The sequence below is a fragment of the Stenotrophomonas sp. DR822 genome (assembly GCF_019793815.1).
In the GTDB taxonomy this organism is placed as follows: domain Bacteria; phylum Pseudomonadota; class Gammaproteobacteria; order Xanthomonadales; family Xanthomonadaceae; genus Stenotrophomonas; species Stenotrophomonas indicatrix.
Window position 1 is genome coordinate 3,585,625 of the sequence record NZ_CP081826.1, and the last position, 13,219, is coordinate 3,598,843.

The 13,219-nt window shown below is 67.3% G+C and carries 15 protein-coding genes and 1 other RNA gene; 2 read left to right on the top strand and 14 right to left on the bottom strand.

Annotation, left to right across the window (positions count from 1 at the left end; all coding sequences use genetic code 11):
- Window positions 1–78: 78 nt before the first annotated feature.
- From K5K93_RS16385 to K5K93_RS16415, 7 genes are all read right to left on the bottom strand, one after another.
- Window positions 79–525, bottom strand: a complete 447-nt coding sequence (locus K5K93_RS16385; RefSeq protein ID WP_140225571.1) for a DUF192 domain-containing protein — start codon at window positions 523–525, stop codon at window positions 79–81.
- Window positions 526–546: 21 nt separating this feature from the next.
- Window positions 547–1,194 (bottom strand): ribose-5-phosphate isomerase RpiA, encoded by a 648-nt coding sequence (rpiA, locus tag K5K93_RS16390; protein ID WP_049469006.1) that lies wholly within the window; start codon window positions 1,192–1,194, stop codon window positions 547–549.
- A 24-nt stretch (window positions 1,195–1,218) separates the two neighbouring features.
- On the bottom strand, window positions 1,219–1,698 hold the full coding sequence (locus K5K93_RS16395) for an EVE domain-containing protein (protein WP_093817926.1): 480 nt from the start codon (window positions 1,696–1,698) through the stop codon (window positions 1,219–1,221).
- The gene (locus K5K93_RS16400; protein WP_032976727.1) at window positions 1,695–2,288 is read right to left on the bottom strand and encodes a 5-formyltetrahydrofolate cyclo-ligase; all 594 of its coding nucleotides are present in this window, start codon (window positions 2,286–2,288) and stop codon (window positions 1,695–1,697) included. Before K5K93_RS16400 ends, K5K93_RS16395 begins: the two co-directional genes overlap by 4 nt.
- Before the next feature lie 83 nt (window positions 2,289–2,371).
- Window positions 2,372–2,557: non-coding RNA, 6S RNA (gene ssrS, locus K5K93_RS16405), on the bottom strand.
- Window positions 2,558–2,654: 97 nt separating this feature from the next.
- Complete coding sequence (locus tag K5K93_RS16410; RefSeq protein WP_025874199.1) at window positions 2,655–2,951, bottom strand: cell division protein ZapA; 297 nt, start codon at window positions 2,949–2,951, stop codon at window positions 2,655–2,657.
- Window positions 2,948–3,169, bottom strand: coding sequence for a TIGR02449 family protein (locus tag K5K93_RS16415; RefSeq protein ID WP_049469000.1), 222 nt, complete (start codon window positions 3,167–3,169; stop codon window positions 2,948–2,950). Before K5K93_RS16415 ends, K5K93_RS16410 begins: the two co-directional genes overlap by 4 nt.
- A gap of 150 nt (window positions 3,170–3,319) precedes the next feature.
- Between K5K93_RS16415 and K5K93_RS16420 the strand changes: the two genes are divergently transcribed.
- Complete coding sequence (locus K5K93_RS16420) at window positions 3,320–3,868, top strand: UPF0149 family protein (RefSeq protein WP_093817924.1); 549 nt, start codon at window positions 3,320–3,322, stop codon at window positions 3,866–3,868.
- 5 nt (window positions 3,869–3,873) lie between these two features.
- The gene (locus tag K5K93_RS16425) at window positions 3,874–5,196 is read left to right on the top strand and encodes an aminopeptidase P N-terminal domain-containing protein (RefSeq protein WP_222391104.1); all 1,323 of its coding nucleotides are present in this window, start codon (window positions 3,874–3,876) and stop codon (window positions 5,194–5,196) included.
- 844 nt (window positions 5,197–6,040) lie between these two features.
- On the opposite strand, the gene pepQ is transcribed toward K5K93_RS16425, so the two are convergent.
- From pepQ to rph, 7 genes are all read right to left on the bottom strand, one after another.
- On the bottom strand, window positions 6,041–7,372 hold the full coding sequence (gene pepQ, locus K5K93_RS16430; protein ID WP_093817923.1) for a Xaa-Pro dipeptidase: 1,332 nt from the start codon (window positions 7,370–7,372) through the stop codon (window positions 6,041–6,043).
- Between the two features lie 75 nt (window positions 7,373–7,447).
- Window positions 7,448–7,822: a PilZ domain-containing protein gene (locus K5K93_RS16435; RefSeq protein ID WP_025874204.1), complete on the bottom strand. Its 375-nt coding sequence runs from the start codon at window positions 7,820–7,822 to the stop codon at window positions 7,448–7,450.
- Window positions 7,819–10,095 carry a DUF1631 family protein gene (locus tag K5K93_RS16440; protein WP_222388432.1) on the bottom strand — a complete coding sequence of 759 codons (2,277 nt, stop codon included), beginning with the start codon at window positions 10,093–10,095 and terminating at the stop codon, window positions 7,819–7,821. The genes K5K93_RS16435 and K5K93_RS16440 overlap by 4 nt, the downstream gene beginning before the upstream one ends.
- Window positions 10,096–10,214: 119 nt before the next feature.
- Window positions 10,215–11,441, bottom strand: a complete 1,227-nt coding sequence (gene hemW, locus K5K93_RS16445; protein WP_261311977.1) for a radical SAM family heme chaperone HemW — start codon at window positions 11,439–11,441, stop codon at window positions 10,215–10,217.
- A gap of 58 nt (window positions 11,442–11,499) precedes the next feature.
- Window positions 11,500–12,096 carry an RdgB/HAM1 family non-canonical purine NTP pyrophosphatase gene (rdgB, locus tag K5K93_RS16450; protein WP_222388433.1) on the bottom strand — a complete coding sequence of 199 codons (597 nt, stop codon included), beginning with the start codon at window positions 12,094–12,096 and terminating at the stop codon, window positions 11,500–11,502.
- Window positions 12,096–12,482, bottom strand: a complete 387-nt coding sequence (locus K5K93_RS16455; RefSeq protein WP_025874209.1) for a VOC family protein — start codon at window positions 12,480–12,482, stop codon at window positions 12,096–12,098. The genes rdgB and K5K93_RS16455 overlap by 1 nt, the downstream gene beginning before the upstream one ends.
- Window positions 12,479–13,204 carry a ribonuclease PH gene (rph, locus tag K5K93_RS16460; RefSeq protein WP_025874210.1) on the bottom strand — a complete coding sequence of 242 codons (726 nt, stop codon included), beginning with the start codon at window positions 13,202–13,204 and terminating at the stop codon, window positions 12,479–12,481. Before rph ends, K5K93_RS16455 begins: the two co-directional genes overlap by 4 nt.
- Window positions 13,205–13,219 lie beyond the last annotated feature (15 nt).

Consider the following 13,219-nt stretch of genomic DNA (forward strand, 5'->3'; position numbering starts at 1 on the left):
CGCCCCACCATGCCTCGATAACCCAGCTCTTGCTTTTGATGTTGATTCGGCGGGTGCCGGGCGCAGCCCGGCCGCCCCCTACTTTTCGATGCCGGGGCCGAAGATCAGCTCGGTGCCATCCTTCAGCTTGAGCTTCTCCGCCTGGCCGGCATTGAGTTCCAGCACGAAGCGTGCCGGGCCACCGCTGGGGTAGGGCGGGCACATGTCACCGGCCGAGCACGGCGGCACATCGCGCTGCTGGCTCACCAGCCGCCGCTCGCTGTCGAAGTACAGGATGTCCAGCGCGATCTTGGTGTTCTTCATCCAGTACGCCTGCATTTCCTCGCGGTCATGCACGAACAGCATGCCGTGGTCCTCGGCCATCTTGTCGCGGAACATCAACCCGCGCGCACGGGTTTCATCGTTGGTGGCCAGTTCAACGTCATAGCGCGCACCGTCAAGTTCCACCCAGTGGCGGGCAGCATCGGTGGCGCAGCCGGTCAGGGCCAGCAGCGGGAGCATCAGCAATGAGCGCAGCAACGACATCGTCAGGGTCCTTCGAAAGGGTCAGAGCACGATCGGCGGCTCGCCGCCGACGATCACCACATCGGCACGGCGCCGTGCGAACAGGCCGACGCAGACCACGCCCGGCAGCTGGTTGAGCTCACGCTCCAGTTTTTCCGGATCGGTGATCTGCAGGTTGTGGATGTCCAGGATCTGGTTGCCGTTGTCGGTCACCACGCCCTCGCGCCAGGTCGGCTGGCCGCCGGTCATGTCGCGGATCTGGCGGGCAACCAGGCTGCGTGCCATCGGGATCACTTCCACCGGCAGCGGGAACCTGCCCAGCACCGGTACCTGCTTGCTCGGGTCGACGATGCAGACGAAGCGCTCGCTGGCCTCGGCGATGATCTTCTCGCGGGTCAGCGCAGCGCCGCCGCCCTTGATGAGGCACTTGTTCGGATCGCACTCGTCGGCGCCATCCACGTACAGCGACAGGGTGCCGGTGTGGTTCAGCTCGATCACCTCGATGCCATGCTGCTTCAGGCGCGCGGTGCTCTGTTCGGAACTGGACACCGCACCCTTGATGCGATGCTGGATGCGGGCCAGCGCATCGATGAAATAGGCGACGGTGGAACCGGTGCCGACACCGACGATCATGCCGTCTTCGACGTACTCGATGGCCTTTTCGGCGGCCAGGCGCTTGGCTTCAGACATTGCGGGGAGCTCTCAGGCAGGGAATCAGGATTTCTTTTCCAGCGACAGCAGCAGCTTCCACTGCGCAGCGGTCACCGGGAACACCGACAGGCGGTTGCCCTTGGCAACCAGCGGGAAGCCTTCGCCGAGTTCCTCGGCATGCAGCTTGATCTCGTCCAGCGCGATCACCTGCTTGAGCTTGCGGTCGAAGGCCACGTCCACCAGCATCCAGCGCGGGTTCTCGCGCGTGCTCCTGGGGTCGTGGTAGTCGGATTTCGGGTCGAACTGGGTGTCGTCCGGGTAGGCCGCGCTGGCCACCGTGGCCAGGCCGACGATGCCGGGCACCTTGGTATTGGAGTGGTAGAACAGGATGCCGTCACCGACCTGCATGCCATCGCGCATGAAATTGCGCGCCTGGTAGTTGCGCACGCCGTTCCAGGGTTCAACCTTGACCTTGGCCAGGTCATCGATGGAAAAGGCGTCCGGTTCGGACTTCATCAGCCAGTAGCGCTTGCGGGCGGTCATGCGTTCACGGGGGCAGCGGAAGGGAGCAGGGTGCCGGCTTCAGTGCAGATCGCATCCACCGGCACGTCCCAGGACGCCACCGGCAAGGACTCGACCTGCTGCACCGAGAATGCCGCGCCGACCAGCCAGGGTGGCGCCGGCCGATCATGGCGGAAGGCGAAGCTGCGATCATACCAGCCACCTCCCATGCCCAGCCGCCGGCACCGTGCGTCGAAGCCCACCAGCGGCGTCACCACCAGGGCCATCTGCGCCGGTTCCAGCGTGTCTTCGAGGGCGATGTCCGGTTCGGGAATGCCGTAGCGGTTGCTGGTCAACGGTTGGCCGGGGCGCCAGGGCGCGAAGCGCAGCACGTCGCCGTGCAGCACCGGCAGGCAGTAGGTCAAGCGATCGGGCAGCTGCAGTTGCCAGCGGTGCAGGGCGATTTCGCCATCCAGCGCCCAGTAGCCGGCCACGGCGCCTTCGCGCGGGGCGAACGGCAGCGCCAGCAGCGCATCGGCCAGCGATTCGGCAGCGGCGATACGGGCGGGGGCGGAAAGGTCGCGGCGGCGTTGCCGCAGGTCGTGGCGCAGGGCCTGTCGCGGGTCGGTCATGGCAGCGTGCGGCAAGGATCAGCCGTCATTGTGCCGGAAAGAACAAGGGCGACGCCCGAAGACGCCGCCCTTGCTGGAATATTGCATTCTCCGCAATGTCGATGCATGCGAAACGACCTTGAACCCGGGGGCTCAAGTGGGAACGCTGGAGAACCATCGGGCTTCCCGCTGCAAGGCGGACCTGCACTCCCGGCGCTGTCGCGCTCCCGGTGTCGTTCTTAAGGGACAAGGCGAATGTTTGCACATGCCGTCGAGTACCGCAGAGAACGCGTGGCCATTATAGCTACCGCGGGTGATCTGGATAGGCCGTTCGTCGGCAACAGTGCGTGCCAATTCAGAAAAGAGAAGGCGCATTCCGCGCCCATCTCAGGTGCTGCTGTCGATCGCCCGGTCCAGGCGCCGGTTCAGGTCGGCCAGGGTCTGTTGCAGGGCGACCGCCTGGCGGGCGTTCTCATCGCGCAGCAGCTGCAGTTCGTGTGCCAGGTTGAGCGCGGCCAGCACCGCGATGCGGTCCACCGCGGCCATCCGGTTGCTGCCGCGGATCTCGCGCATGCGCGCGTCCAGCAGGCGGGCCGCCGCCATCAGGCTGTCGCGTTCATCACCACCAACGCCGACCGTGTATTCACGGTCGAGGATACGGACGCTGACCGGTTCGGCACTCATGTGTGCTGCTCCAGGGATTTGAGCCGGGTGATCATCGCCTCCACCCGCGAACGCGCCTGCTCGTTCTTGGCCAGCAGCGTCGAGCGCTCGGCCACCAGCTGTTCCTGCTGGTGGCGCAGGCTGCGGTTCTCCTCGGCCAGCCGCAGGTTGCGGTCGAGCAACGCCTCCACACGGGCGGCGAAGGCCTGCAGCTGGGCAAGGGGATCGGCGGGTTCCATGCCCGCACGATAGGCAAGCCGGGTCAGGCCGGTCAAGCACTGTCGCAGCAGGCCCCGGCTGCTACGGAGAGCAGGCGGACACATTGCTACACTACCCGGCTCACGGGCGCGCGCGCGCTCTGCCGTTTTCCCTTCCGAACGAGCCGCACGATGACCGAACTTCCCTCCGTCGACGACGTTACCCGCGCCAGCCAGGAACTGGGCCTGGGCGCCACTGCTGCCGAGCTGCATGGCGGGCTGTGCGGCTGGCTGGCCGCTGGCGGCGCCCCCGGCAATGACTGGCCGGCGCGCGTGCTGGCTGACGACACGCTGCCGCAGGCGGCTGCCGGCAGTGCGCTGGCGCAGTTGCTGGAGGCCACCATCAAGCAGCTGGAAGACCGGGACTTCGCCTTCGAGCTGCTGTTGACCGACAGCAGCGACGTGGCCGCGCAGGCGGACGCCATGTTCAGCTGGACCCGTTCCTTCCTGGGCGGCTTCGGCCTGGGCAGTGGCGGCCACCGGCCGGCCCTGTCCGAAGAAGGAGAGGAGGCGCTGAACGACCTGGCCAGCCTCGCCCGCGCCTCGAGCGAGGATTTCGAAGCCGGCGGTGATGACGACGACGAAGCCCTGTCGGAGATCGAGGAGTTCATCCGCGTGGCGGTGCTGCTGCTGCACGGTGACGTGGTGCTGGCCGCGCGCCATCGGCAGCGCCTGAACTGATGGATATCAAGCAGCGCACCGGCATTGCTGCCGGCGAGTACAAGCGTCGTCGCCGGCAGTTGATGGACATGGCAGGCGAAGACGCGATCCTGGTGCTGCCGGCGGCATCTGAGAAGGTGCGCAGCCTCGATACCCATTATCCGTACCGGCAGGATTCGGATTTCCAGTACCTGAGCGGCTTCCCGGAGCCGGAAGCGGTACTGGTGCTGATTCCCGGCCGGCGCCACGGCGAAGCGATCCTGTTCTGCCGCGAGCGCGATCCCGAGCGCGAAGCCTGGGATGGCGGTCGCGCCGGCCAGGAAGGCGCCGTGGCGCAGTTCGCGATGGATGATGCCTACCCGATCACCGACCTGGACGACATCCTGCCGGGCCTGCTGGAAGGGCGTTCGCGGGTGTACTACCACTTCGGCCGCGATGCGGATTTCGACCTGAAGCTGATCGGCTGGGTGAACCGCGTACGCTCGCAGGTGCGCCATGGTGCGCAGCCGCCGCATGAGTTCCTGGAACTGGGCCATCTGCTGCACGAGCAGCGGTTGTTCAAGTCCGGTGCCGAGGTGGCGTTGATGCAGCGTGCGGCCGACATCAGTGTGCTGGCGCATCGCGCGGCCATGCAGCGTGCGAAGTCGGGCATCCACGAGTACGAACTGCAGGCCGAGCTGGAGCGGGTGTTCCGTGCCAACGACGCGGTGCCTGCGTACTGCAGCATCGTCGGTGCCGGCCGCAACGCCTGCATCCTGCATTACCGCGACAACAACGCGCGTTCGCGCGACGGCGAACTGGTGTTGATCGATGCCGGCGCCGAGTACCGCGGCTACGCCAGTGACATCACCCGTACGTTCCCGGTCAATGGTCGTTTCAGTGCCGAGCAGCGCGCGCTGCATGATCTGGTGGGTGCCGCGCAGGCGGCTGCGCTTGCCCAGGCCAAACCGGGCGTGGCGTACGAAATGGGCCATCTGGCGGCGGTGCAGACCCTCACCGAGGGGTTGCTGCAGCTGGGCCTGTTGAAGGGCACGCTGGAAAAGAATCTCACCGAAGGCTTGTACCAGCGCTTCTACCGGCACAAGACCGGGCACTGGATCGGGCTGGATGTGCACGACGTAGGCGACTACCGTCTGGCCGGCGATTCGCGCCTGCTGGAGCCGGGCATGGCGTTCACCATCGAGCCGGGGCTGTACATCGGCGTGGACGACACCACGGTGGAACCGCGCTGGCGCGGCATTGGCATCCGCACCGAGGATGACGTGCTGATCACCGACGACGGGCATCGGATGTTGACCGAAGGCCTGGAACGCAGCGCCGACGAGATCGAAGCGTTGATGGCGGGGTAAGGGTGTTTCAGCAGGGCTTGCAGCCCTGCACCCGCTACAAGCCAGAGCAACGGCAACAGCAACAGCAACAGCGGCATTCGGTGGGATGGCGGGGTACTGTGGGTTTGCGGGGCCGCCGCAAGTACGTCCTTGTAGGCTTGGTCGCCGCATCCATGCGGCTCACACCCCGCAAACCCACAGTACCCCGCCTTCGACAGTTTCCCGCGGCTGTTGGTAACGGCGGTTGTCGGCACGCGGGACTATTGGTAGATGTCGACCTTGGTCGACACGGAGCGAGCGCAGCAAGCGACCCGCTCCTGCTTTTCTTTTTTCTTTTCCGTTGTTGGACGCGGGCAAGGAACTGTCGAAGGTGGGGTAAGAGGGGTTTCGGCAGGGCTTGCAGCCCTGCACCTGCAGAGGCCACAGCAACGGCAACAGCGACATTCGGTGGGATGGCGGGGTACTGTGGGTTTGCGGGGCCGCCGCAAGTACGTCCTTGTAGGCTTGGTCGCCGCATCCATGCGGCTCACACCCCGCAAACCCACAGTACCCCGCCTTCGACAGTTTCCCGCGGCTGTTGGTAACGGCGGTTGTCGGCACGCGGGACTATTGGTAGGTGTCGACCTTGGTCGACACGGAGCGAGCGCAGCAAGCGACCCGCTTTTGATCTTCATTTTCTTTTTTCCGTGGCTGGCCGCGCTCAGCAAACTGTCCGTGGCCGGGCGGGTGGGCTGCGCAGGGACGTAAGCGCCATGGATGGCGCGCCCGAGCCTACAAGGACGTATTTACGGCGTCCCCTGCGCAGCTCACCCGCCCGGCCACGTCTCCGTAGTCCGGACGCATTTCGCGACCAACCACGAGGGGCTCAGCCGTTGGCCGCCGCAAACACCGGGCGCGTCAGGTTGTCCGCTTCGCCATCAGTGCACAGCACTTCGTCTTCAATGCGGATGCCGCCGTACGGACGGAAGAAGTCCACACGCTCCCAGTTGATTGCATCGCCATGACCGGCGGCCTTCACTTCGTTCAACAGCATGTCGATGAAGTACAGGCCCGGCTCGATCGTCACCACCATGCCCGGCTCCAGCACGCGGGTCAGGCGCAGGTACGGATGGCCAGCAGGACGCTCGATGCGGCCGCCTTCATCGCTGGCCGCGAAACCGGCCACGTCATGCACCTGCAGGCCGATCAGGTGGCCGATGCCATGCGGGAAGAACGCGGCGCTGACGCCGGTTTCCAGCGCGGTCTGCGGTGATACCTTGATCACGCCGAAGTCCTTCAGCACGCCCATCAGCGACAGGTGCGCATCCACGTGCAGCTGCTTGTAGTCGAAGCCCGGGCGCACGGCCGCGCACATCGTCTGCTGCGCGGCATCGACCGCGTCGATCATCGCCGCGAATTCGTCATGGCCGGCGGCGGCGTAGGTGCGGGTGATGTCACTGGCATAGCCGTGCGCGCTGGCGCCGGCATCGATCAGGAAGCTGCGCAGCGGTTGCGGTGCCTTGCGGCCCAGTTCGGTGTAATGCAGCACCGCCGCATGCTCGTTCAAGGCCACGATGTTGCCGTACGGCAGCTCGGTGGCGTCCTGGCCCACGGCCTGGCAGTACGCCATGTGGATGCTGAACTCGTCGGCGCCGTTGCGGAACGCCGCTTCGGCCGCGCGATGGCCGCGCACGCCGAGCACCTGCGCCTGGCGCATCAGGGCGATTTCGTACGCCGTCTTGCTGCCGCGGTGCCATTCCAGGTAGTTCACCACCGGCGGCGGATTGTTGGGCACATACGCGCCCAGCGCGCTCTGCGGCTCACCCAGGATCGCGCAGCGCGCCGGGTCGGGCGGCAGCAGTGCCAGCGCTTCGTCCGGCGTGCGGATGATGTGGATGTCGAAGTGCTCGACCCACCAGCCGCTCGGTGCATCCGGCACCACATGCCAGTAGTCGAACGGCTGGTGGAAGATCACCGCCGGACGCTTGCCCGGGGTGAACACGATCCAGCTGTTGGGCACGCGGGTCAGCGGCAGCCAGGCCTTGAACTGCGGGTTGACCGCGTATGGATAGTCACGATCGTCGAAGACCTGGTAGTGCAGGGTGCCGCTGGGCACCACCAGGTGGTCGAAGCCGCCGCGGGCCAGCGCCTGCTCGGCGCGTCGGCACAGCACGGCCAGGTGGTCGGGATACAGGGCGCCGGGGTCTTGCTGGATCATTGCGGTGGCTCGACACGGAAAACGGCCCTAGATTCTGCCGGATACCGACGCAATCCGCTGTGCCGGAACCGGCACTCAGCCCGTCGAAACCGGTGCCTCGTCGCTGTCTTCGCCTATCCACCGGCGCAGCAGCTGCCGATGCTCGCGTGACAGGGTCAGGAAGCGGAAGCCCGCCCAGCTCTGGCCGGGTGCATGCGCCGGTTCGCTCCACAGCAGGTGTACGCCGACGTCGATCCACTCGCTGCGGCCATCGGCCAATGGCAACGGGAAACGCAGCTGATACAGCGCGTCGTCGCGCAGCGCGGCACTGGCCAGCATCAGCATGCCGGTCTCGGACACGTTGCCAAGCCGGCCGACCACGCTGTCGCGCATCTGGTCGGTCACCGGTACCAGATCGGACACCTGCCGGCGCGGTGCGCGGCGGGTATCAACGGGCGGTTGCGTACTCATGCGTTGGGCTCCTGCGGGCGACGTCCGGCCAGCGTGCGCAGTGCGCTCAGGCTGGCCTGCCAGGCGCGATCGACCAGACGGCCCTTGTCTTCGGTGACCAGCTGCGCGCGTCCGGCGGCCATCTGCCGGGCGAGGGCATCCAGGCTGGTTTCGCCGATCTTCTGCCCACGCGCGTTGACCAACAGCACATGGCCGGTCAGCAGGCTGTACCAGGACAGGCGCTGGCGGCGCAGCGCGCCTTCGCCATCGTCGATATCGAACCAGCTGCCGAAGGGCAGCGCGCACAGCTGCTGGTAACTGGCCTCCTCGGCCTCGCTGCGTGGTGCCGCATCGCTTGCCAGGGCCTGTGCGCCGGTGTGTTCGCCCAGCCGTGCACGGGCCTTCAGGCGTGCACTGAGCTCGGTGCGCGAGGTGCTTTCGTCTTCGCCACCGGGCGTGGACAGGCGGCGCGCGACGGCAGCCGCCTCCTCTGCGTGGTAGCCGACCTGCAGCAGGGCCGATTCAACCTCGGCAGCCAGCGCAGCGTCGGTCGCGCTGCTTTCGCTGGCGGCCTCGGCAGTGATTGCCGCGATGCGTTCGGTCTGCTGCAGGCGCTCCTGCCATTGCGGCGAATCATCGCCGTGGCGCAGGCGGGTCAGTGTCAATGCATCTGCCCACGCCTGGCGCAGCAGTGTCTGCACGAAGCGCGGCGGTTCCTGCGTGTCGCAGCACTGGTCGATCTGCGCAGTGGCCTGGCGTCGCGCAAGTTCCAGTCGCTCCTTGCCGCGTGCGGCTTCCACGTGTCGGCGCTCGGCCAGTTCGGCGCGGTGCGCGGCCGCACGCTGGTGCTGCTGTATCTCGTCGTTGGCGGCGGCAAAAGCCTCGGGCGTGCGTGCATCCTGGCCGAGCAGGCCCTGCACGCTCTGCGCCAGCCGCTGCAGCAGCTGCGGATCGACATCGTCATCGCCGAGCCAGCTGGCGCCGGCTTCAGCGACATGGTTGAGCAGTTCGCGTGCGGGATGTTCGTCGCGCACGAAGAACCCGGGATCGGCCATCGCTGCGCGCGCCAGCGGTACCTGCAGGCGCGCGAGCAGCGCGGCCGGCACCGGGTCCGGCCGTTGCTGCTGCTGCACCTGCTGCAGCAGCAGGCGCAGCAGATCGAGATTGTCGCGGTCGTGGCTGCCAAGGGTGGCCTGCGCGCCATGTTCGCTGCGCAGCTGGGCGACCACCGCGGCCTGCAGATCGGTCATGGCGCTGGCGGCGCTGGCCTGGCCCTGCAGGCGCGCCAGCACGGCATCGACCGCTGCACTGGGCAGTGCCGCTGGATCGGCCGCTGGCTGCGGGGTCTGCCGCGCCTGTTGCAACATCTCGTGCAGCACGCTGCTGGCCGCTACCGTCATGCCGGCCGACGCGCCGGGCGCAGCCGCGTCGGCGAAGGCATCCTGCATCAACGTCGACCACGAGCCGGGCGGTGCCGAGCCACCCCAGCCGGTCATCGGCGTGGGCACGCGCGGCGACGGGCGCCCGCTGCGGCCGCTGCCGACCGACTGGGTGATGATCCGGCGGGTGCTCGAAGAACGTGCCAGGTACGGGGTGTAGACCAGGCCCGGCAGGATGCCGTGCTGTGCCAGCAGCGCATTGGCGCGGTCGAGCACATCGCCCAGCCGCTCCAGCACCTGCCGCTCGAAGCTGCGGTACAGCGCCATCTGCACCTCGGCGCTGAGGGCATCCTGTTCGGCCAGCTTGCGCACCATCGCGCACAGGGCCTGCGGGGCCAGCGGCAGGGTATCGGCTTCAAAGGCCGGGGCACCGGCGACAACACCCAGGCGCTGGCCGAGCAGGTTCAAGGCGTTGGCCGAACGCAGCGTTTCCCGGCGCACCATTTCGGTCAGCAGCAGGTCGCGGTCGACTTCATGCTCGGCGACAAGGGTCAACCCCAGCATGCCGGGCAAGGGCGGTGGCGTGGTGGCGGCTACGACCGGGGCAATCGGTTCACGCAGCCGCGCAAGCGCATCGGCCAGCGCATCGAGCATGCGGTCGCTGAAGTGGCCGGCGAACGCATGCAGCTGGCCGCGCTGCGCCAGCAGGTCGGCCTGCTGCTGCGGGTTGCGGGCATGGTCGGCGTCATGCAGCAGGGTCTGCTCCAGCGCTTCCACGGTCAGGATCAGCGGTGCCGTCAGGGCATGACGGCACAGGCCGATCAACGCGCCCAGCAGCTCGCGTACACGCGGCGGCAGCTCGGCCGCGGCCAGGCGGGCAGTGTCGGCACTGGAAAGGGAAAAGACAGCAGACATCGGCGAGGGGGTCCGGATTCCCGCGGATCGATCTTGGAATCTACCGTGTCGGCCGGTGAAGGCGCTACTTTAGCGATGGATCCATTCAGGGCCGCCTTCGATGGCGGCGCCGCAGCGGATCATGCTTCCAGGAACAGGCTGACCACATCGTTGGTGAAGCGCCGGCCCAGCTCGGTCGGCTGCACGTGCCCGCCTGCCACCACCAGCCAGCCACGCTGCACTGCTTCGCGCAGTGGTGCGTCCAGCACGCTGCGGGCCAGGCCAGTGCGCGATTCGAAGTCGCGCAGGCTGAACCCCTCGTGCAGGCGCAGCAGGTTGAGCATGTACTCGAACGGCAGGCGCTCGGCGGCGATCACTTCGTCACCGCCGAACGATGCGGCCGTGCCTGCCGTATCCATGAACGTCTGCGGGTGCTTGTGCTTCCAGCGTCGCAGCACGTGTTCCTCGGCACCGGAACTGATCTTGCCGTGTGCGCCGGCACCAATGCCCAGGTAGTCACCAAAACGCCAGTAATTCAGGTTGTGGGCGCTCTGCCGGCCGGGGCGGGCATAGGCACTCACCTCGTACTGGCCGAAGCCGGCCTGCGCCAGCAGCGCCTGGCAGTGTTCCTGCATGTCCCAGGCATGGTCTTCATCGGGGATGCCCTGCGGCGGCCGCGCGAAGAACACGGTGTTCGGTTCCAGGGTCAGCTGGTAGTGCGAGATGTGGGCCGGCTGCAACGCGAACGCGCGTTCCAGGTCGGCCTCGGCACCGGCCAGGGTCTGCTCCGGCAGTGCGTACATCAGGTCGATGTTGAAGTTGTCGTAGCCCGCGTCCTGCGCCATCTTCACCGCGCGCTCGGCCTCGACACTGTCGTGGATGCGGCCCAGTCGTTTCAGCGCGGCATCATCAAAACTCTGGATGCCGAAGCTGAGGCGGTTTACCCCGGCCGCGCGGTAACGATCAAAGCGACCGTGCTCGGCGGTGCCCGGGTTGGTTTCCAGGGTGATCTCGGCATTCGGCGCAAAGCGCAGGCGGGCACTGGCCTGCTGCAGGAAGCGGTCGATCGCCTCGGGCGGGAACAGGCTGGGCGTGCCACCCCCGAAGAACACGCTGCTGACCACCCGGCCCCAGACCAGCGGCAGGTCCTGGTCGAGGTCGCGCACCAGCGCATCGATGTAGGCATCGAAGGGCAGTTCGCCCTTGGCCTGGTGGGAGTTGAAGTCGCAGTACGGGCACTTGCGCACGCACCACGGCAGATGCACGTACAGCGCCAGCGGCGGTGGCACCAGACGCGGTGGTGCGTCGTGGTCGCAGGCTTCGCCGGGCAGGTGGTTGCAACGGTCGTGGTCGTGGTCGTGCGGCATGGTGGTCATCGGTAGTGCCGGCCGCTGGCCGGCTTCCCTGTGTCGATCGGGTGGGGTATCAGAGCCAGGCCGCGAGCTGCTGCTTGAGCTGCTGCAGGGCGATGGCGCGATGGCTGATGGCGTTCTTCAACGCCGGTTCCATTTCCGCAGCGGTCAGGCCGTGGGTGGTGTCCAGGAACACCGGGTTGTAGCCGAACCCATTCGTACCGCGCAGTTCGCGGATGATCTGACCTTCCCAGCGGCCTTCGCATATCAGCGGCTGCGGGTCGGTGGCATGGCGCAGCAGCACGATCACGGCGTAGAAGCGGGCGCTGCGCTGGCCATCGGCGATGTCGGCCATCGCTTCCAGCAGCTTGGCATTGTTGGCCGCCGCATTGGTCGGGTGACCGGCATAGCGCGCGCTGTACAGGCCCGGTGCACCGCCGAGGGCATCGACAATCAGGCCCGAATCATCGGCCAGCGCCGGCAGGCCGGTCGCTTCGCAGGCGGCGCGTGCCTTCAGCAGCGCGTTCTCGACGAAGGTCAGGCCTGTCTCTTCCACATCACCCAGGCCCAGTTCGGCGGCCGAGGTGATCTGCAGTGGCAGGTCGGCGAGGATTTCCTGCATTTCCAGCAGCTTGCCAGCGTTGTGGCTGGCCAGGACAAGCTTTTTCATCAGCGGGGCTCCAACAGGTCCCAGGTGTTGCCGTACAGGTCGCGGAACACCGCGACCGTGGCGTAGGGTTCTTCGCGCGGTTCTTCCAGGAACTGGACACCGGCAGCCAGCATCGCCGCGTGGTCGCGGCGGAAGTCATCGGTATTGAGGAAGAAGCCGACGCGGCCACCGGTCTGGTTGCCGATACGGCTGCGCTGCTCGTCGTCGCTGGCGCGGGCCAGCAGCAGGGCGGCAGCGCTGCCGTCGGTCGGGCCGACCACTACCCAGCGCTTGCTGCCCTGGTCGATGTCGTCCAGCAGCTGGAAGCCGAGCTTGCCGGTGTACCAGGCAATGGCCTCGTCATAGTCGGCCACCACCAGGGTGGTCAGGGCGATGCGCCGGTTCATGCCGACAGCGCTGCCTGCTGCGCGGCCAGCAGCTCGGTCACGCCCTTCTCGGCCAGGCCCAGCAGCGCATCGAGTTCGTCACGACGGAAGGCATGGCCTTCGGCGGTGCCCTGCAGTTCGATGAAACCGCCGCCGTCGTTCATCACCACGTTCATGTCGGTGTCGCAGTCGCTGTCTTCGGCGTAGTCCAGGTCCAGCACCGGGGTGCCGCGGTAGACGCCGACCGACACCGCCGCCACCGCGCCGAGGATCGGGTTGCGCTTGATGTCGCCACGCTTCATCAGCACGTTCACCGCATCGACCAGGGCCACGTAGGCGCCGGTGATGGCCGCGGTACGGGTGCCGCCGTCGGCCTGCAGCACGTCGCAGTCCAGGGTGATGGTGCGTTCGCCCAGTGCGTTGCGGTCCACGCAGGCGCGCAGGCTGCGGCCGATCAGGCGCTGGATCTCCAGCGTGCGGCCGCCCTGCTTGCCGCGTGCGGCTTCGCGGTCGCTGCGGGTGTGGGTGGCGCGCGGCAGCATGCCGTACTCGGCGGTCACCCAGCCTTCGCCCTTGCCACGCAGGAAGCCCGGCACCCGGTTCTCGATGCTGGCCGTGCACAGCACGCGGGTTTCACCGAAGCAGACCAGCACCGAACCTTCGGCGTGGCGGGTGAAACCGCGCTGGATGACGACCGGGCGCAGCTGATCGGGCTGACGGCCACTGGGGCGGAAATCGGACATGGGGCAGGTTCCGTA

Coding starts and splice junctions, on each gene's coding strand:
- K5K93_RS16385 (WP_140225571.1), bottom strand. CDS start 525: ATGTCGTTGCTGCGCTCATTGCTGATGCTCCCGCTGCTGGCCCTGACC.
- rpiA (WP_049469006.1), bottom strand. CDS start 1,194: ATGTCTGAAGCCAAGCGCCTGGCCGCCGAAAAGGCCATCGAGTACGTC.
- K5K93_RS16395 (WP_093817926.1), bottom strand. CDS start 1,698: ATGACCGCCCGCAAGCGCTACTGGCTGATGAAGTCCGAACCGGACGCC.
- K5K93_RS16400 (WP_032976727.1), bottom strand. CDS start 2,288: ATGACCGACCCGCGACAGGCCCTGCGCCACGACCTGCGGCAACGCCGC.
- K5K93_RS16410 (WP_025874199.1), bottom strand. CDS start 2,951: ATGAGTGCCGAACCGGTCAGCGTCCGTATCCTCGACCGTGAATACACG.
- K5K93_RS16415 (WP_049469000.1), bottom strand. CDS start 3,169: ATGGAACCCGCCGATCCCCTTGCCCAGCTGCAGGCCTTCGCCGCCCGT.
- K5K93_RS16420 (WP_093817924.1), top strand. CDS start 3,320: ATGACCGAACTTCCCTCCGTCGACGACGTTACCCGCGCCAGCCAGGAA.
- pepQ (WP_093817923.1), bottom strand. CDS start 7,372: ATGATCCAGCAAGACCCCGGCGCCCTGTATCCCGACCACCTGGCCGTG.
- K5K93_RS16435 (WP_025874204.1), bottom strand. CDS start 7,822: ATGAGTACGCAACCGCCCGTTGATACCCGCCGCGCACCGCGCCGGCAG.
- K5K93_RS16440 (WP_222388432.1), bottom strand. CDS start 10,095: ATGTCTGCTGTCTTTTCCCTTTCCAGTGCCGACACTGCCCGCCTGGCC.
- hemW (WP_261311977.1), bottom strand. CDS start 11,441: ATGCCGCACGACCACGACCACGACCGTTGCAACCACCTGCCCGGCGAA.
- rdgB (WP_222388433.1), bottom strand. CDS start 12,096: ATGAAAAAGCTTGTCCTGGCCAGCCACAACGCTGGCAAGCTGCTGGAA.
- K5K93_RS16455 (WP_025874209.1), bottom strand. CDS start 12,482: ATGAACCGGCGCATCGCCCTGACCACCCTGGTGGTGGCCGACTATGAC.
- rph (WP_025874210.1), bottom strand. CDS start 13,204: ATGTCCGATTTCCGCCCCAGTGGCCGTCAGCCCGATCAGCTGCGCCCG.